This is a genomic window from Acidovorax sp. SUPP3434 (assembly GCF_030159015.1).
Classification (GTDB): Bacteria; Pseudomonadota; Gammaproteobacteria; order Burkholderiales; family Burkholderiaceae_C; genus Paracidovorax.
Window position 1 is genome coordinate 245,337 of the sequence record NZ_BQXL01000003.1, and the last position, 17,433, is coordinate 262,769.

Consider the following 17,433-nt stretch of genomic DNA (forward strand, 5'->3'; position numbering starts at 1 on the left):
GCGGGCTGACCTGCATCGCCAGCCCTCCTGCGCCCCTAAGCCACCCCTAAGTCTCGTTGCCCAAACTGCCCCCATGCAACGACCCAACGAAAGGACTGCCATGAACTCCGTTCTCTCGACACCCCGCCGCCTGACCCTGGCCCTGTTGACGGCCGGCGCCATCGGTGCCACCGGCGCCGGGCTGGTGACCAACATGCACCCCAGCCGCGCCGCGATGCCGCCCGCTGTGACGCAGCCGGCGGCCATGCCGTACACGGGCGGCGTGGCGGCGCCGGACTTCGCGCAGATCACCGCGCGCAACGGTCCGGCGGTGGTCAACATCAGCGTGAGTGGTACCACCAAGACGTCCATGACCGATTCGGACGACGACGATGACGAGACCGCGGCCCACCCGCGCAGCGGTGCGCAGGGCATCGATCCGAACGATCCGATGTTCGAATTCTTCCGCCGTTTCGGCATGGTGCCGCCCGGCCTGCAGGCCCCCGGCCGCCAGCGCGAGGTGCCCACGCGGGGCGAAGGATCGGGCTTCATCGTGAGCGCCGATGGCGTGATCCTCACCAACGCCCACGTGGTCAAGGGCGCCAACATGGTCACCGTGAAGCTGACCGACCGGCGCGAGTTCCGGGCCAAGGTGCTGGGCTCCGACGCCAAGACCGACATCGCGGTGCTCAAGATCGACGCCAAGGACCTGCCCGTGGTGCAGCTGGGCAGCACGCGCAACCTGGCGGTGGGCGAGTGGGTGCTGGCCATCGGTTCGCCCTTCGGCTTCGAAAACAGCGTGACGGCCGGCGTGGTGAGCGCCAAGGGGCGCTCGCTGCCCGACGACAGCTACGTGCCCTTCATCCAGACCGACGTGGCGGTGAACCCCGGCAACTCGGGCGGCCCGCTGTTCAATGCGCGCGGCGAGGTGGTGGGCATCAATTCGCAGATCTACAGCCGCTCGGGCGGCTACCAGGGCGTGTCGTTCTCCATCCCGATCGAGGTGGCCGCCAAGGTCAAGGACCAGATCGTGGCCACGGGCAAGGCCAGCCATGCCCGCCTGGGCGTGTCGGTGCAGGAGGTGAACCAGGCCTTTGCCGATTCGTTCCAGCTCGACAAGCCCGAAGGGGCACTGGTGGCCGGCGTGGAAGAGGGCGGCCCGGCCGACAAGGCGGGCCTGAAGTCGGGCGACGTGATCCGCAGCGTGAACGGGCAGCCCATCGTGGCCTCGGGCGACCTGCCGGCCATCGTGGGCCAGGCGGCGCCCGGCACGCAGGCGCGGCTGGAGGTGTGGCGCCATGGCAAGCGCGAGGAGTTCACCGCCACGCTGGGCGATGCGAGCGACAAGGCCACCAAGATCGCCAGTTCGGAAAAGTCGAGCGGCAAGGGCCGGCTGGGCTTGGCGCTGCGGCCCTTGCAGCCGCAGGAGCGCCGCGATGCCGGCGTGGACGGCGGCCTGCTGGTGGAGGATGCCCGCGGCCCCGCCGCCCTGGCCGGCGTGCAGCCCGGCGACGTGCTGCTGGCCATCAACGGCACGCCGGCGCGGGGCGTGGAGCAGGTGCGCGAGGCGATGGCCAAGGCGGGCAAGTCGGTGGCCCTGCTGATCCAGCGCGACGGCGACAAGATCTTCGTGCCGGTGCCGCTGGGCTGAAGCCCCGTCCTGCGCGGCGGCATTGGGCCAGCCGCTATGCTTGGCGGCCATGGACGCCGCCGCCTGTTCGCAACCCCCACGCACCCGCGCCGCTGGCGCTGCGATTGCCGCAGCCGCCGCCGGCGCGGTGGCGTTTGAGACCTGAAAAGAAGAGGAGGGCCGCCCCATGCGCCTGCTGCTCGTGGAAGACGACACCATGATCGGAGAGGCCGTGCACGATCTGCTGCGCGCCGAGCATTACGCGGTGGACTGGGTGCGCGACGGCGAGATGGCCGACACCGCCCTGCGCACGCAGACCTACGACCTCGTGCTGCTGGACCTGGGCCTGCCCCGGCGCGACGGCCTGGCGGTGCTGCGCGACCTGCGCGCGCGCAAGGACCGCACGCCGGTGCTGGTGGCCACCGCGCGCGATGCGCTGGCCCAGCGCGTGGAGGGGCTGGACGCCGGCGCCGACGACTACGTGCTCAAGCCCTACGAACTCGATGAACTGCTGGCCCGCATCCGCGCCCTCACGCGGCGCGCGGCCGGGCGGGCCGAGCCGGCCTACGAGCACAAGGGCGTGCGGATTTTGCCGGCCACGCGCGAGGTGACGGTGAACGGCGCGCCCGTGGTGCTGTCGGCGCGCGAATGGGCGGTGCTGGAGCCGCTGCTGGCGCGCCCGGGCATGGTGCTGTCGCGCACCCAGCTCGAAGAAAAGCTCTACGGCTGGAAGGACGAGATCAGCAGCAACGCCGTGGAGGTGTATGTGCACGGCCTGCGCAAGAAGCTGGGCGCCGAACTGGTGCTGAACGTGCGCGGCGTGGGCTACATGGTGCCCAAGGCATGATGCCGCCCGCCGCCCAGGACCCGCCCCACAGCCAGCCCCCGGGCCCCGGCGGGCCGGCGCCGCGCGCGGGCGCACCGGCGCATTCGCTGCGCGCGCGGCTGCTGTGGTTCCTGCTGGCGGCGATCGTGTGCACGGCGCTGCTGCAGATCCTTTTGTCGTACCGCTCGGCGCTGTCCGAGGCCGACGAGATATTCGACTACCACATGGAGCAGATGGCGATGGCCCTGCGGCCCGGCCTGCCGGAGGTGCCGGCCAACGCGCCCGGGCCGCTGGTGCACGACGATGAGAACTACGAGTTCGTCGTGCAGGTCTGGTCGGCCGAAGGCTTGCGCGTGTTCGAGTCCGCCGTGGGCGCTGCCCTGCCGCAGCGCGCGGTGCTGGGCTTTTCCAAGGTGAAGGCGCACGGCACCACCTACCGCGTGTTTTCGGTGCAGACGCGCTCCCAGGTCATTCAGGTGGCGCAGGACATGGCCGTGCGCAAGGCGATGGCGCGCGACCTGGCCCTGCGCACGGCCGGGCCCATCGCGCTCATGGCGCCGCTGCTGGCGCTGGCCGTGTGGTGGGTGGTGAGCGGCTCGCTCGCGCCGGTGGAGCGCGTGCGCCGCGAGGTGGCGCAGCGCCAGGCGGACGACCTGTCGCCCGTCGACGGCGATGCGCTGCCCGCCGAGGTGCAGCCGCTGGTGGACGAGCTGAACCTGCTGTTCGCGCGGGTGCAGCGGGCTTTCGAGGCGCAGCAGCACTTCGTGGCCGATGCGGCGCACGAGCTGCGCTCGCCCCTGGCCGCGCTCAAGCTGCAGGCACAAGGGCTGCTGCGCGCACCCGATGCCGAGGCGCGGGGCGTGGCCGTGGCCCGCCTGTCGGCCGGCATCGACCGGGCCACGCGGCTGGTCGAGCAGCTGCTGGCCCTGGCGCGGCAGGAATCCAGCGTGGCCGCCGGGGCCCCCGCGCAGCCCGTGGTGCTGGCCGACCTGGCGCTGCAGGCCGTGGCCGATGCGGCGCCCGCCGCGCAGCAGCGCGGCATCGACCTGGGCCTGGCCCGGGCGGATGCCACCTCTATTGCGGGCCATGCCGAGGCCCTGCGCATCCTGCTGCGCAACCTGGTGGACAACGCGGTCAAGTACACGCCCGACGGCGGCGTGGTGGACGTGCATGTGATCGCCGATGCGCCCGCGAACGGCGCGGAGCCGGGCGGCGCCGTCACCCTGGTCGTGGACGACAGTGGTCCGGGCATCGGCGAAGGCGACCGCGAACGCGTGCTGGGCCGGTTCTACCGCGCGCCGCAGGCGGCCGAGGGCGGCGCGCAGGTGCCGGGCAGCGGTCTGGGGCTGGCGATCGTGCAGTCGATCGCGCGCATGCACCAGGCGCAGGTCGCCTTGGAGGGCTCGCCGCGCCTGGGGGGCTTGCGGGTGTCGGTGCGGTTCGATGCGCTGGCGGGGGCGGCACCCTCCGCGCCGGCCTCGCAGGCGCCATCGGCCGGGGATGGCGCTTGACCGGCTTCGCCGTCCTCTCGGGTCTGGGCCACGCGGTCTTCGTGGCGGTGGGCCTGCTGATCTACGTGATGGGCACGCGCATCGGGCGCCAGCGGCGCCACCCCTCCGCGGCGGTGGCCTGGGTGCTGGCCATCGTGGCCTTTCCGTACGTGGCGGTGCCGCTGTTCGTGCTGTTCGGCGCCCGCAAGTTCGCGCGGCCCCTGCGCCGCCCGCGCAAGGCGCAGCAGGAGACCGCCGCGGCCGCCGCGCAGCCCGCCGGCCCGCCCTGGGCCGCGCGGCTGCTGGCCAGCATGGAGCTGGAGCCGGCCGTGCGCAACGCGCGCGTCTTGCTGCACGCCGACGGCACGCAGGCCCTGCGCACGCTGCTGGCGACCATCGCCTCGGCGGGGCACCGGCTGGACGTGTGCACCTTCGTCTTCGGCGACGACCCGGTGGGCCGGCAGGTCGCACGGGCCCTGGGCGAATGCGCGCAGCGCGGTGTCGCCGTGCGGCTGCTGCTGGACGCGGTGGGCAGCCTGGCCACGCCCGGCGCGCTGGTGAAAACGCTGCAGGCGCAGGGCGTGCAGGTGCGCCGCTTCATGCCCATGCTGCACAACCCGATGCGTGGGCGCACCAACTTGCGCAACCACCGCAAGCTGGTGGTGGCCGACGGCGAGCGGCTGTGGAGCGGCGGGCGCAACCTGGCCTGCGAATACTTCCTCGACCAGCCCGGCCACCCGGCCTGGATCGACCTGAGCTACGAGGTGCACGGCCCCCTCGCCCTGCAGGCCGCCGCGCAGTTCGAGGCCGACTGGAGCACCGCCAGCGGCCGCCTGGTGCGCGCCGCGCTGCCCCAGCCGCTGCCGCCGGGCCCGCCCGATGGCCCGTTGGCCCAGTGGGTGCCCAGCGGGCCGGACCACGCCGACGACACCGTGCATGCCCTGCTGCTGGCCGGCGCCTACCACGCGCAGGAGCGCATCGTGGCCGTGACACCGTATTTCGTGCCCGACGATGCGCTGCTGGACGCCTGGTGCATGGCCTGCCGCCGCGGCGTGCGCGTGAGCCTGCTGGTGCCCTGGCGGTCCAACCACCGCCTGGCCGACTGGGCCCGCGAACGCGCTCTGCGCGAGCTGGGCCTGGCCGGCGCCGAGGTGTGGCTGGCACCGGGCATGGTGCATGCCAAGGCCGTGCTGATCGACGACGACCTGGCCCTGTCCGGCTCGCTCAACCTCGACGCGCGCAGCCTGTTCCTCAACTACGAGGCGATGACGGCCTTCTACGGCCCGGCCGAGGTGCAGTGGCTCTCGGACTGGTGCGCGCGCCAGATCGCCCTGGCGCGGCCCTATGTGCCCCGGCGCCCGTCCTGGCCACGCGACATCGGCGAGGGCGTGGTGCGGGCGGTGGGCTTTCAGCTGTAGGACGGCCGTTCGCCCGGCGCGGGGCTCCCGCGCAGCGGTGTTTTGCTATTGTTTTTATAGCTTTATCGGCAATAAGTACTAGGGCATGAGGCGGTTTTTATATCGAAACCGCCCGGTGAGCGCGTGCGGGCGCAAGGCGGGCCGGGCCCGAGCTCACGCCCGGCCCGCCTTGCGCCGCAGCCGCCGCCAGCCGATCACCATGCCCGTGGTGCTCAACGCCGCGCCCCCCAGGCCCAGCACCAGCATCACCGCGTCCCACAGCGGGCGCCGCTCCAGCAGCGGCACCCAGTCCCAGCTGTGCAGCATGGCGAAAAGCCAGCGGCTGGCGCGGCGGTGGCCGTCCAGGCGGCCCAGCACGGCGCCGGTGAGCGGGTCCACGTGCACCCAGGTGGCGTGTTCGTCGGCGAACACCGCGCGCAGCACCGGCAGGGGTTTGGCGGGCGCACCCGTCATGGTGTGGGGCGCGCGGGCGTAGTAGTACAGGTCGTAGTGCGCCAGCGTGTCCACGCGCACCAGGGGCGCAGCCACCAGGCGGGCGATGGCCTCGCGCAGCGAGGCGGCGTCGATGGCGGTGGGCGCGGCCGTGGCGGCATCGAGCACCTCGGGCGCGCCTTGGGCGGGCTGTGCCAGCACCAGCGTGCGGCCCGTGGCGCGCACCCAGCGCAGTTCGCGCGTGGCGCCGCCAGACTGGGCTAGCAGCGCGGCCAGCGAGGCCGTGGGCGGGTGCGGGCCCTGCGGCGGGCCCATGGCCAGCGGCCCGCCCTGCAGGGCCGCCGGATTCAGCGGCGGCGCGCCGCTGTCGAACAGCTTCCACGGGTTCATCGACATGAAGCCGCTGAAGATCCACGCGATGGTCGCCGCCGAAAACACCAGTCCCAGCGCATGGTGCCAGCGCATCGCGGGCGTGGGGTAGGGCGTGCGCGCGCCGCTGCGGTAGCGCCCGCGAAAGCGCCAGCGCTGCAGGCCCACGACGGTGCCGGCCAGCGCCGCCAGCGTGCCGGCCACGGCGAGCGTGTTCACCGTGGCGCTCCAGTAGGGCTGCAGCGCGTTGCCGCGCAGCGGGTAGAGCCAGTGGATCCACGTGCCCACGTAGCCCCACAGGCGCTCGGTGCGCGGCGCATCGCGCACCACCTCGCCCGTGGTGCCGGACACGTAGAGCACGGTGCCGTCCGCATCGTGCAGCCGCACGCGGTGCAGCGGCCGGTGCATGTCCAGCCCGCGCGAATGGGTGAACGCATCTTCCTGCAGCGTGCCCTCGTAGTCCGCGGCCACGCCGGGGCCGGCCCAGGCCGCGGCGCTGGCCAGCGCGCGTGGCGCATCCACCGCGCGCAGCACCTCGCCCGTCGCCGCGTCGATCACCGTGGCGGGCGAGCGGGGCGGCGCCCCTTCGGGCCGGACCAGGTACACCGCGCGCCCGCCGCTGGCCACCGCCAGGCGCAGTTCGGCCAGTGGCACCAGCGCCAGGCCGGCGGGCGCCAGCGCGGCGTCGGGCTCCCGCAGGCCCGCGCCGTCGCCCAGCGGCGGCAGGTGGGCGGTCCGCTCGGCCTCGGTGAGCTGGGGGTAGCCCACGTACATCATCACGATGCCGGAGATGAACCACATCGCGAAGAAGCCGCACAGCAGCACCCCCAGCCAGCGGTGGGTGAGAAACAGCCAGCGCTTGGCGCGCACAGGGCGGGTCCAGTCCATGGTGCGTTTCCCGTCGGCGGTCAGAACGCCACCTGCAGCGACACGTCCACCGTGCGCGGTGCGCCCAGGTACACCTGCGCGCTGCGCGCTTCGGCCGCATCGATGCGGTCGGTGGCGTTGCGCAGGTGGCCCGAGAGCGTGGCGGTGGGCGAGAGCTTCCACGACAACCCCAGGTCCAGCAGCGTGTACGAGGGCCAATACTGCGTGTTGGCCGCGTCCGCATAGATACGCCCTACGCGCCGCGCCCCCGCCGTGGCCTGCAGCGCGGGCGTGACCGCGTAGCCCAGCCACAGGTTGGCCACGCTCTCGGGCGTGTTGATGGGCGTGCGGCCGGCCAGCGACACGCCGCCCTGCACGAACTGCTCGTAGCGGGCGCGGGTGCGCATCGCGTTGGCCTGCAACTGCCATCGGTCGGTCAGGCGCAGGCCCACGGCGACCTCTGCGCCGCGCGACGACTGCTCGCCCACCAGCACGGTGAACGCGGGGTTGTTGGGGTCCTGCGAGGCGATGTTGCGCCGCGTGATCTGGAACGCCGCCACCGTGGCCGTGCCCCGCCCGCCCCAGAAGTCGAACTTGGCGCCCGCTTCCAGCTGCCGGCCCGTGGTGAGCGCGCTGTTGTTGGCCACGTCGGCGAACGAGGCCGTGGACAGCGAGCCCGACGGCGGGTCGCTCGCTGTGGCGTACTGGGCGTACACGTTGGCGCCGGGGGCCACGTCCCACACCACGCCCAGGCGGCCGGTGGTGGGCGTGTAGCTGCGCTCGAACGTGGCGGGGCTGGTGGCGGTGACGGCGCGGCGGTTGGTCAGGTCCAGCGCGATGCGCTCCTGCCGCAGCGCCGTCACCAGGTTCACGCCGGGCACCAGGGCCGTGCGGTTCTCCACGAACACCGCGGTGGTCTGCACGCGGTTGTCGCGGTCGGCGCGAAAGCCGGGGGCCATGCCGGGAATGTCGAAGAACCGCTCGGTCGTGAAGCGGTACGGGTCCACCGTGCTCACCATGCCGGCCAGGCTGTTGGGAAAGCGCGTCTGCCGGTTCACGCTCACGTCCAGGCCGAAGGCCCAGTCGCTCGCCCGGCCCGCCAGCGTGCCGTGCCAGGTGGCCTCGGTGCGGTTGCCCACCAGCTGCTGGTCGTGCCGCTGCAAATAAGCGCTGCCGCGCGAGACCAGGGTGTTGGCCGCGTTGAACTGGTAGGTCTCCACGTTGCGGTAGTCGCGCAGCGCGTCGTAGGCATAGAGCGTGTTGCGCCACTGCAGAACGTCGGACACGCGCCACTGCGCCACCGAGCGCAGCCACTGCACGCGGTGGGCGTACATGCCGTCGCTGCTGTTGTAGTTGGCAAAGCGCGTCCCGGGATCGATGCGCAGCGCGCCCACGGCGGGGTTGAGCACCGGCGTGCCCCAGTAGGGGCGGTCCACCGCGTCCTTCTGGTACTCGTACGCCAGGAGGTGCGTGAAGCCGCCGCCCAGGTCGGACAGCAGCGATGCGGCCAGCTGCGTGGACCGGGTCTGCGTGCCCGTGGTCCAGCTGCCGGCGTCGCGGTGGTTCACGTCGATGCGCGCGAAGTGGCTCGGACCTGCGCCGCCGTCCTGCGGCCCCGCGATGCGGCGGTTGAGGCCCGCCGAGGCTTCCTTGAGCCCATACGAGCCCGCGCGCAGCCGGCCTTCCGCGAAGTCGCCGCTGCGGTCGGGCGTCTTGGTGATGTAGTTGAGCGAGCCGCCCACGGCCCCCGCGCCGTACAGGAAGCTCGACGCGCCACCGACGGCCTCCACCCGGTCGTAGATCCAGCTGTCCACCGCGCGCGTGGCGCTGCCGTACTGCACCGTGATGCCGTTGTACAGCTGCGTGACCGAGTTGTTGCTGAAGCCCCGGTAGCTGGCCGCCATCGAGCCCGGCGCGTTGTGCGCGGTCACGCCGGGGATCGCCCGCAGGATCTCCTGCGTGTCCTGCGCGCCACGGGCTTCGATGGTGGCGCGGTCCACCACGGTGACCGAGGCGGGCGTCTCGCGCGGCGTGAGGCCCAGGCGGCTGCCGGTCTCGGCGGGGGTATCCAGGTTCAGCCGGCCCAGGGGCTCGGCCGGCGTGCCCGAGACGGTCACCGGCGCCAGCGTGGGCACGGACGACAGGGGCGCGTCCTGCGCCGGGGCGGCGGCGGGCCCGAAGCCGGCCAGCGCTGCCAGCACCGCGTGGGCCAGCGGCGAGCGTGCCTTGCGCGGTGTTCGGGCCGAAATCGGCTGCGGCTGCAGCGGTGGCACGGGCAGGGCGGAGGAAAAAAGGGAAGTCGTGGTCATGGCATCGATCAGCACGCGGATCGCCCGCGCCCGGCGCGCGCCGCCCGCCGCGCAGTGGCGGCGGTACGGCAGTGCGCCCGGCGGGCCGGATCAGCAAAGGGGAGGGGAAATGCGTTCGCGCGGGGCGGCAGTCACCCACCCACGGGCGGATGGCCGCGCTGCGGCGAACGCAGGGAGCCGGCGAGGCTCAGGCGTGCTGAAAGACCGGGGGGCCGCGCGCAGGCAATGGCGCGGCCGTGGCGGCTGCGATGCGCGCCGCCGCAATGGCCTGCATGGCATGCCCGAGCGGCAGCGGCTGCGGCAGGGTTTGCACCGCCACCACCGGGGGCGGCGCGCCGTGGGGAATGCACAGGGGGCAGTCCATGGCCGTCTGCCCCATCTCCACCGGCCCGTCGTCGGTCTGCACATAGACCTTGACCATACCGGACGTGGAGCAGACCCACTCCATCGCCCGCGCATGCAACAGCGGCGAGGCCGTGGCCACCGCCATCGCCGCCATGAAGCCCATCAACACCCAACGGCGCAGCGCGCGCAGCAGGGCGATGGAAGTCGGTTGCTTCATTTTTGATAGCACTATGCCGGGAGGTTGATTGCGCTGGAGGCCTTTTTGGCTCAGATCCGCATCCGTGGAGCGGCGCCATCGGATCGTCGGGTCGGGCCGCTGGATTGTAGGCCGGGGCCCCGGCTGCGCGGTGGGGTCGGCGGCGCGCGTGCCGGCAGGGCCGACAATCGGCCTGGCGCCCGTCCACCCTTCGTCATCCGTTCACCTTCATCCATCCTATCCATCCACGCCGTTCGCGTGGGAGGCGTTTTCCATGAACCAGGCCGTCCGTCTCGTCGCGTTCCTCGAAGCTTTCAAGGGCCTGCTCGTCCTGGCCGCAGCCACGGGGCTGCTGTCACTGGCACACCGGGACATCTACGCCATCGCGGTGAAGCTCATCGAGCATGCGCACCTCAACCCCGCGGCGAGGTACCCGCAGATTTTTCTGGATGCGGCCCGCAACGTGCAGGACTCCCGGCTCATGCTGCTCGCCCTGGGCGCTGCCGCGTATGCCGCGCTGCGGCTGGTGGAGGCGTACGGCCTGTTCAAGGAACGCCCCTGGGCCGAGGTGCTGGCCGCGGGCAGCGGGGCGATCTACCTGCCGTTCGAGTTCATCGGCTTCCTGCACCACAGCAATGCGCTGCACGCGGGCATTTTCCTGGTCAACGCGCTGGTGGTGGGGGTGATGGTGCGGGCGCTGCTGCAGCGGCGCGCTGCGCGGCCGGGCGGTGCGCCGCAGGGCCTGCACGGCCGCTGACGCCGAAGGCGGGCGGCGGCGCCGGGGCGGCTACCATGGCCTTTTCCCCGCGGAGTTCCCATGCGCAAAGCAATGACCGTCCTCGCCGTCGTCGGCACCCTCGCCGCCCTGTACTTTGCGTACCGCTACGGCGTGTATTGAGCACGTACCCGGCGCGTCCATCATCGCCACGGCCGCCTGCGCCGGTGGAACGAACCCATTACAGAGACAACAGGCCATGCCCATGAAACCCACCCGACTCGCCATCGCCGCCGCCCTTTCCCTGGCGGCCCTCGTGCCACACGCGGGCGCCCAGACCCCCGCCAAAAAGCACGACGATTTCTTCTGGCTCGGCGAGATCAACAAGGCTACTGCCGTCATCAACACCGACGAAGGCCTGCTCGACAAATCGCTGTCGCCGCTCGTCTACAAAGGCATCACCCAGGTGCTGGCCAACGGCGACAAGCCGGGTGGCAAGCGGCCCTCATTGGTCATCACCTTCGAGCCGTTGCTGATCGAAGCCGCCGGCCCCCAGATCACGCTGCTGCACGCCGGCCGATCGAGCCAGGACATGCTGGCCACCGCGCGGTCCGCCATCCTGCGCGATGAAATGCTCCACCTGGCCGAGGCGCTCAGCCAAACCACCGCCACCCTGATCGAACTCGCCGGCAAGCACCGGGCCACCGTGGTGCCCAACTACACCAACGGCGTGGCCGCCCAGCCCAACAGCTACGGCCACTATCTGCTGGGCATCGCCGCCGGGCTGGAGCGCGACGCCCAGCGCATCCGCGAAGCCTATGCCCGCATGGACCGCTCACCCATGGGCACCACGGTGCTCAACGGCACCAGCTGGCCATTGAACCGCCAGCGCATGGCGGACTACCTGGGCTTTTCCGCCACGGTGGACAACGCGTACGACGCCGCGCAGATCTCCGCGGTGGACCAGCCCGTGGAGGCCGGCGCCATCGTCATGGCCATCGCCCTGCATGCCGGCAGCTTCATCGAAGACGTGATGACCCAATACGCCCAGCCCCGCCCCTGGATCCTGCTGCAGGAAGGCGGCGGCAACACGTATGTCTCCAGCGCCATGCCGCAAAAGCGCAATCCCGGCCTGCTCAACAGCACCCGCCGCGACGCTTCCACCGCGCTCAACCTGGGCATGGGCCCCGCACTCCAGGCGCACAACATCCCCCCCGGCATGAGCGACCCCAAGGAGGTCCGCACCAACGCCGCGATGGTGCAGGCGGCGGTCGGCGTACTGAACAATTGGACGCGTATCCTCAACAACCTGGTGATCGATCCCCAGCGTGCGCTGGAGGAGCTCAACAGCGACTGGACCGCCTCGCAGGAACTGGCCGACGTGCTGATGCGCCAATACAAGCTGCCCTTCCGCGTCGGCCACCATTTCGCCTCGGAGGTCGTGGAATATGCCAAGGCCAAGGACATCAAGCCTCTCGCGTTTCCGTATGCGCAGGCGCAACGCATCTACGCCGATACGGTGAAGGGAACGGAGTTCGCACAGGTGCTGCCCCTGTCCGAGGCCGAGTTCCGTTCCACGCTCGACCCCGTGGCGATCGTCAGGAACCGCCAGACCGCCGGCGGCCCGCAGCCCGCCGAAATGGACCGCATGCTGCGCCAGGCCACCCAGCGCGTGGCCGAGCAGGACGGCTGGATCAAGGCCCGGCGCGCGCAGATCGCGGCGTCGCTGGCGCGGCTGGATGCGGATTTCGAGAAGTTGGGCGGTGCCCGCTAAGGTGCTCGCGCTCATCGCTGGCGCCGCGCTCGCTCTGATAGCGAGTGGCGCGATGGCCTCGCCACAGCAGCCCCCTCAGCGGGAGGCAGAGCCAGCTCGCGAAAACTTCTACCTCGGCACGCTGGGTACCGCTGAATGGGGCCTGGTCTCGATCTTCGGCCCTGATGGCACAGAGCGACACGATTGGCCAAAGACCGGCATGGGCAATTCCGGCCCATCGGTGCGGTTGAGCTTTCCAGGTGCCGGGCTTTTCGGCCTGCGCGTGTGCAACGGGTCGACATTCCGATACCGGTGGTGGGCCGAAGATGGCGGCATTCGTGCCGAGCCAGTTTTCCAGACGATGGCTGCGTGCGGCGATCAGCCACTGATGCAGATGGAGGCCTGGGCCCATCGGCAGTTGTCGCAAATTCGCCGATACAGCCTGTACACCGCAGCCGGTGGCACCTTGAGACTCAGGCTGTCTTTTGCCGATGGCAGCCGTTGGGAGCTGCAAGGCTGGCCGTAACGCGGTCAGTGCCGCGCGGCTTCGACGCATTTCGAAACAGTCGCGCACAAGGGCCGGGCTATGGTGCGACGGTCACAGGTAGGTTGTGGCCATCGTTCCATCCATGCACCAGGAGAAGAAAACCCATGGCACTCGTTCCATGCCCCGAATGCAACCGGCAGATTTCCGATCAGGCGACCGCTTGCCCCGGCTGCGGCCATCCGCAGGCACCCGCCATCAGCAGGCGCTCTGCCTTTGAATCCGGCACCCACGAGGGCCGCCACGCCGGTACCGTAAAAGCCGGCATTGCCGGGATGACCGCCGCCAGCCTGGGCGGCTGGGCCGCGCGGGCGGTGGCGGTGGTGGTGCTCGGCATCGTCGCGGTCGTGGCGATGCTCAGCCGCTGAGACGCGGTTTGCGGGCGCTGGCCCCGCATGCCTTGAACCGACCGTCCCTGGAAACTCCGGCTCGCCGCCATGCGCTGCGTCCGCTCACCGTCGGCGGTCTGCCCCAGGTGATCGAGGGATGGCTGGCGCAAGCCCCCTAAAAACGCGACTTTCCGCAGATCCAGGGCCGGAACGCTTGTAAGAAACCCGTCAGAAACGCATGATCCCGGGTCTTTTTCGACCTGCTGCCAGTTGATCCATGGTTTTTGCGTTCTCCCCGCCTGTTCCCCCCTTTCTGGATATTCGGAGATGTGCTGCCCGATGGGCCCTCTTCATTGCGCTCGCCGCCCTCTCGCAGGGCGCGTGGGCCATGCAGATCTTCGTGAAAACCGTCTCCGGAAGGACCATCGCTCTGGACGTTGAGCCCAGCGACTCGATTGAGAACGTGAAGGCCAAGATCCAGGACCAGGAAGGCATTGCGCCCGAGCAGCAGCGGCTGATCTTCGCGGGCAAGCAACTGGAAGACGGCCGAACCCTCTCGGACTACAACATCCAGAAGGAATCGACCCTGCATCTGGTGGTGCGCGTTTCAGGCGTCGAGGATGCGTTCACCGGTGCGTCGCCCTCGGGCACCGGTCAGATCACCGCTTCGCTGGCAGGCGTCAGCGGCTGCACGTTCGACACCGCGCAGACCGCGTTCGAGGTGCCATCCAGCCGCCCCGCGAGCGCGCAGTTTCCCCAAGGCGTCTTCCGCTTCGTGGCCACCACCTGCGCGGGCAAGGTCACGGTGACGTTGAAGTACCCGCAGGCGCTGGCAGCGGGCAGCCGCTTCATGAAGTACGGCCCGCGCACGGCGGGCGCGGCGCAGTCGGAGTGGTTCGAATGGCCGGGCGCCCAGATCAATGGGGACACGGTGACCTTCGATATCGAGGACAACGGCCCCGGCGACGCCGATCCGGCCGTGGGCACGATCTCCGATCCGGGCGGGCCGGCGGTGATCGCCGCGGCGCCGGCGAGTGCCGCCGCCATTCCCACGCTGTCGCACTTCGGCTTGGCGATGCTGACGGCCTTGCTGGGGTTGCTGGCATGGCATCGGCGGCGGTCTGCCTGAGCTGATTGCGTGTCTGGTGCCGAGGGAGCCATTGCACTGGCGCCTTGGTGGCAACGCAGCGTCATGGCGCCATTGAAATGCCAGCGCACGCATGACATGAACAGCTTGTTCGAACTGGGCGCGCGCTCAACGACAGGCTTGTGCAAAGGCTTCCCACGATAGTCCGGTGCCTCGTGTGAGGTCGCTCGTCACGCGGTCAATTCGGCGATGGCGCACCCCGTCTCAGCAACGGAGCCTGTGCTGCTGATCCCTGGCATCCTTGCGCTCCCGCCTCACCCAGTCCAGGTCGTAGTACCGGCTGCCGGCCCGCCCCATGCTGTCCAGCATCTTGACCCGCTCTTCCAGCGCAGAGCATGTGCTGTTGTTGGGCTGGGAGGGCTGTGGTGCTGGCAGGGCGTGGCTTTGAATGGGCGCCGCCGCATCTGCCTCGGCTTGCGCCTTCTGATGAATACCTCAACGGCAAGGCTCGCAACATCGACAACAAGAAAGACAAGCGTCAGGAGGCTGGCGCCATGCCCTGCCTGTTCGGCTGGCATCTGATCGACCCCAGGCAGCGAACCATCGCCATTGCCGAAGGCGAGCTCGACGCCATGAGCCTGCACCAGGTCGGCATCCCGGCTTTGTCGGTGAATGCCGGAGCAGGTAACCACCAGTGGATCGAGAGTGACTGGGAGCGATTGGAACGATTCAGCGACATCCTGGTCTTCTTCGACTGCGACGAGGCCGGCGAGAAGGGCGCGCGAGAAGTCATCCAGCGTTTGGGCCCCGACCGCTGCAGACGCGTGCGCTTCGTTGACGGCAGCAAGGATGCCAACGAGTTCTTGCTGAAGGGCGCCGAGCATGCTGATTTCGAGGAGTTGATCCAGCAGGCTCAACCTTTGCATCCGGCTGGTTGGAAAGGCGAACTGGTGCGTTTCTTCAAGGACGCGGCAACCGTGGCATTTTCGAACGCTATGTGCGACGTGCCGATGCTGGCCGCCTCGCTGAAATGCCGATGCCTAAGCCCCAGGGGTTCGCGGCCGAAGGCAAGTTCTTCGCCTGATACGGCCCCCGCATAGGGTTTTCCAGTTTCCGCCCAGCGCCGGAATCATCCGGTGTGTGGAAACAAAGCAGCGTAAACCTTTCGGCAGGCCTCCCACTACCTCATCCCCTGTGGACTGGGGCGCAGTGGCCATCGCGTTCTGCACCACCCGGCAGTCAGCACGAGATATCGGCACCGCACACGGCATCTCGCACACGGCAGTGCAGAAGCACGCGAAAGCCAAGGGATGGACCAGGCCTGAGAAGAAGCCCGGTTTGGTCCCTGTGAAAAAGAAAACACGGCCCGAAGTCGCGCCCGTTGTCGAGACTCCGCCGGATGAAGATGCCGGAGAGGGGCAGAGCAGCGCGGCGCTCACCACGCGCCAGCAGCGCTTCGTCGACGAATACCTGGTGGATCTGAATGGCACGCAGGCCGCCATCCGAGCTGGGTACAGCCCGAAGACGGTAGCGGAGCAGTCTTACCATCTCCTCAGGAGACCTCATATCGCATCGGCTGTGGCTGCTGGCCAGGCCGCCCTGCAGAATCGCACCCAGGTGACGGCTGCAAGGGTGGTGCAGGAGATCGCGCTGATCGCCTTTGCCGACCCCCGCGAGCTGGTCGGGACCAAAGTCGGCTGCTGCTGGCACTGCTGGGGCACCAACTTCCTGCGCCAGCGCACCCAGGTCCAGCGCGACACTGACTTCGAGCTGTGGCGCAAGAAGGCCAAGCCGGACGAGGTGTTCGACGAGGAGGGCGGTACCGGTTTCAACCCGCACCTGCCGCCCAACCCTGAATGCATCGAGTGCTGCGGGGACGGTCTGTCGCGCGACGTGATCAAGGACACACGCTAGCTGTTGTCAAGCCAGGGTGTTAAAGTTGAATTCAATGGATTTAAACCCATATGTTGTAGCGTGTTGCTGTAATTGTGTACAGTAAGCGGCTCGACGAAATTTGCTATGAAAGGAGGACGAGATGGCTTATGACGCAAAGGCAGTAGCCAACTACTTCCTTGATTTGGCGAAGGCGAAGAACACAAGTCTGACGCCGATGAAGTTGCAGAAGCTCATCTTCATGGCCCATGGTTGGCACTTGGCGTTCTACAGCGAGCCGTTGATCGTCGATCAGGTCGAGGCTTGGCAATTCGGACCTGTGGTGCCATCGGTGTATCACGAGTTCAAGCACGAACGCAGTGGCGCAATCTCCAGCATCGCCACCGAGTTCGACATGGAAGAGTTTGATTTTGTCGTCCCTTTCGTGCCTAAAGATGATGAGCGGGCGAGGAAAATCATGGATCGTGTCTGGACTGTTTACGGTCACATGAGCGCGATGAAGCTGTCCAATTTGACGCACTTGCCTGATACGCCATGGGCGAAGGCTCGTGCGGGGTATGCGGACGATGCGCGCGGAATTCCGATTGAGAACTCTCTGATCAGGGAGTACTACAAAGATCAACTGGACAAAAACATTGCCAGTCGCCAAGCCGCAGCCTGAGCCGGATCTGTCGCTTCTGGATGCCGGAGATACTGCGGCAGATACGGTAGAGACCGCTCGACTCTACCAAAAGGAACTTGCCACATTTGATTCTCCTGATCTGGAGTCCGACGAGGAGCATGAGCGAAAAATTCGCCGCCGGTTTCAGGTAAAGCAACTCGAGCAGTTCGAAGGGATTATCGAGTCTCGAAAGAAGTATGCCAGCAAGATTTTTCTGTTGGTTGTCTGGTGGCTTATTGGGCTGGGAGTTGTGGTGCTGCTCTCAGGGTGGAAGATATGCGGATTCGCGCTCGAGAAGGCAGTGCTTCTGGCATTGATAGGTGGTACGACATTGAACGTGCTCGGCATTTTCACGATCGTTACCAACTTCCTTTTTCCAAAGGGCGGGAACACGCTTTTGCCGTTGAACGATGTGCTGGGCCCCTTAAAACCGCAAACAAAGACAGTGATAGGGCGGAGGAAGAGTAGTTCGACTCCAGAAGCATCCGAAGCGCCACCCACCGGCAAATAGAGCCTCCTTTGATCAGCGGCCTTTTTTCGACCCGGCGACGTCGGGCTGATTTCACCGATCCTTGACGCACCGTAAGAAG

16 protein-coding genes are annotated in these 17,433 nt (G+C 68.9%); 13 read left to right on the top strand and 3 right to left on the bottom strand.

Annotation, left to right across the window (positions count from 1 at the left end):
* Nucleotides 1-100 precede the first annotated feature (100 nt).
* From AVKW3434_RS07495 to AVKW3434_RS07510, 4 genes are all read left to right on the top strand, one after another.
* Nucleotides 101-1,630 carry a DegQ family serine endoprotease gene (locus AVKW3434_RS07495; protein WP_284405349.1) on the top strand — a complete coding sequence of 510 codons (1,530 nt, stop codon included), beginning with the start codon at nt 101-103 and terminating at the stop codon, nt 1,628-1,630.
* A gap of 166 nt (nt 1,631-1,796) precedes the next feature.
* Entirely contained in the window at nt 1,797-2,456 is a 660-nt protein-coding gene (locus tag AVKW3434_RS07500; protein ID WP_272565085.1) for a response regulator transcription factor, read from the top strand.
* Nucleotides 2,453-3,946, top strand: coding sequence for an ATP-binding protein (locus tag AVKW3434_RS07505; RefSeq protein WP_284405350.1), 1,494 nt, complete (start codon nt 2,453-2,455; stop codon nt 3,944-3,946). Before AVKW3434_RS07500 ends, AVKW3434_RS07505 begins: the two co-directional genes overlap by 4 nt.
* The gene (locus AVKW3434_RS07510; RefSeq protein WP_284405351.1) at nt 3,943-5,343 is read left to right on the top strand and encodes a phospholipase D-like domain-containing protein; all 1,401 of its coding nucleotides are present in this window, start codon (nt 3,943-3,945) and stop codon (nt 5,341-5,343) included. Before AVKW3434_RS07505 ends, AVKW3434_RS07510 begins: the two co-directional genes overlap by 4 nt.
* 153 nt (nt 5,344-5,496) lie before the next feature.
* On the opposite strand, the gene AVKW3434_RS07515 is transcribed toward AVKW3434_RS07510, so the two are convergent.
* The 3 genes from AVKW3434_RS07515 to AVKW3434_RS07525 all read right to left on the bottom strand — a co-directional run bounded on the left by AVKW3434_RS07515 (nt 5,497) and on the right by AVKW3434_RS07525 (nt 9,882).
* Nucleotides 5,497-7,032 carry a PepSY domain-containing protein gene (locus tag AVKW3434_RS07515; protein ID WP_284405352.1) on the bottom strand — a complete coding sequence of 512 codons (1,536 nt, stop codon included), beginning with the start codon at nt 7,030-7,032 and terminating at the stop codon, nt 5,497-5,499.
* A 20-nt stretch (nt 7,033-7,052) separates the two neighbouring features.
* Nucleotides 7,053-9,320 (bottom strand): TonB-dependent receptor, encoded by a 2,268-nt coding sequence (locus tag AVKW3434_RS07520; RefSeq protein ID WP_284405353.1) that lies wholly within the window; start codon nt 9,318-9,320, stop codon nt 7,053-7,055.
* Between the two features lie 187 nt (nt 9,321-9,507).
* On the bottom strand, nt 9,508-9,882 hold the full coding sequence (locus tag AVKW3434_RS07525) for a DUF2946 family protein (RefSeq protein WP_284405354.1): 375 nt from the start codon (nt 9,880-9,882) through the stop codon (nt 9,508-9,510).
* A gap of 253 nt (nt 9,883-10,135) precedes the next feature.
* Between AVKW3434_RS07525 and AVKW3434_RS07530 the strand changes: the two genes are divergently transcribed.
* The 9 genes from AVKW3434_RS07530 to AVKW3434_RS07570 all read left to right on the top strand — a co-directional run bounded on the left by AVKW3434_RS07530 (nt 10,136) and on the right by AVKW3434_RS07570 (nt 17,354).
* Nucleotides 10,136-10,618, top strand: coding sequence for a DUF2127 domain-containing protein (locus tag AVKW3434_RS07530; protein WP_284405355.1), 483 nt, complete (start codon nt 10,136-10,138; stop codon nt 10,616-10,618).
* A gap of 217 nt (nt 10,619-10,835) precedes the next feature.
* On the top strand, nt 10,836-12,350 hold the full coding sequence (locus AVKW3434_RS07535; RefSeq protein WP_284405356.1) for a lyase family protein: 1,515 nt from the start codon (nt 10,836-10,838) through the stop codon (nt 12,348-12,350).
* A gap of 52 nt (nt 12,351-12,402) precedes the next feature.
* Nucleotides 12,403-12,855, top strand: coding sequence for an META domain-containing protein (locus AVKW3434_RS07540; protein WP_284405357.1), 453 nt, complete (start codon nt 12,403-12,405; stop codon nt 12,853-12,855).
* 125 nt (nt 12,856-12,980) lie between these two features.
* On the top strand, nt 12,981-13,241 hold the full coding sequence (locus AVKW3434_RS07545) for a hypothetical protein (protein ID WP_284405358.1): 261 nt from the start codon (nt 12,981-12,983) through the stop codon (nt 13,239-13,241).
* Nucleotides 13,242-13,602: 361 nt separating this feature from the next.
* Nucleotides 13,603-14,331, top strand: a complete 729-nt coding sequence (locus AVKW3434_RS07550) for an IPTL-CTERM sorting domain-containing protein (protein ID WP_284405359.1) — start codon at nt 13,603-13,605, stop codon at nt 14,329-14,331.
* 383 nt (nt 14,332-14,714) lie between these two features.
* A complete protein-coding gene (locus AVKW3434_RS07555) occupies nt 14,715-15,389 on the top strand; it encodes a toprim domain-containing protein (RefSeq protein ID WP_284405360.1) in 675 nt (224 codons plus the stop codon).
* Between the two features lie 109 nt (nt 15,390-15,498).
* Nucleotides 15,499-16,203 (top strand): terminase small subunit, encoded by a 705-nt coding sequence (locus AVKW3434_RS07560; RefSeq protein WP_284405361.1) that lies wholly within the window; start codon nt 15,499-15,501, stop codon nt 16,201-16,203.
* Between the two features lie 121 nt (nt 16,204-16,324).
* A complete protein-coding gene (locus AVKW3434_RS07565) occupies nt 16,325-16,843 on the top strand; it encodes a Panacea domain-containing protein (protein WP_284405362.1) in 519 nt (172 codons plus the stop codon).
* A complete protein-coding gene (locus AVKW3434_RS07570; RefSeq protein WP_284405363.1) occupies nt 16,818-17,354 on the top strand; it encodes a hypothetical protein in 537 nt (178 codons plus the stop codon). Before AVKW3434_RS07565 ends, AVKW3434_RS07570 begins: the two co-directional genes overlap by 26 nt.
* The last annotated feature ends 79 nt before the right edge of the window (nt 17,355-17,433 follow it).

Excerpts from the sequence above, each read along its gene's own strand:
- AVKW3434_RS07495 (WP_284405349.1), top strand. The coding sequence starts at position 101 with ATGAACTCCGTTCTCTCGACACCCCGCCGCCTGACCCTGGCCCTGTTG.
- AVKW3434_RS07500 (WP_272565085.1), top strand. The coding sequence starts at position 1,797 with ATGCGCCTGCTGCTCGTGGAAGACGACACCATGATCGGAGAGGCCGTG.
- AVKW3434_RS07505 (WP_284405350.1), top strand. The coding sequence starts at position 2,453 with ATGATGCCGCCCGCCGCCCAGGACCCGCCCCACAGCCAGCCCCCGGGC.
- AVKW3434_RS07515 (WP_284405352.1), bottom strand. The coding sequence starts at position 7,032 with ATGGACTGGACCCGCCCTGTGCGCGCCAAGCGCTGGCTGTTTCTCACC.
- AVKW3434_RS07520 (WP_284405353.1), bottom strand. The coding sequence starts at position 9,320 with ATGACCACGACTTCCCTTTTTTCCTCCGCCCTGCCCGTGCCACCGCTG.
- AVKW3434_RS07525 (WP_284405354.1), bottom strand. The coding sequence starts at position 9,882 with ATGAAGCAACCGACTTCCATCGCCCTGCTGCGCGCGCTGCGCCGTTGG.
- AVKW3434_RS07530 (WP_284405355.1), top strand. The coding sequence starts at position 10,136 with ATGAACCAGGCCGTCCGTCTCGTCGCGTTCCTCGAAGCTTTCAAGGGC.
- AVKW3434_RS07535 (WP_284405356.1), top strand. The coding sequence starts at position 10,836 with ATGCCCATGAAACCCACCCGACTCGCCATCGCCGCCGCCCTTTCCCTG.
- AVKW3434_RS07540 (WP_284405357.1), top strand. The coding sequence starts at position 12,403 with ATGGCCTCGCCACAGCAGCCCCCTCAGCGGGAGGCAGAGCCAGCTCGC.
- AVKW3434_RS07545 (WP_284405358.1), top strand. The coding sequence starts at position 12,981 with ATGGCACTCGTTCCATGCCCCGAATGCAACCGGCAGATTTCCGATCAG.
- AVKW3434_RS07565 (WP_284405362.1), top strand. The coding sequence starts at position 16,325 with ATGGCTTATGACGCAAAGGCAGTAGCCAACTACTTCCTTGATTTGGCG.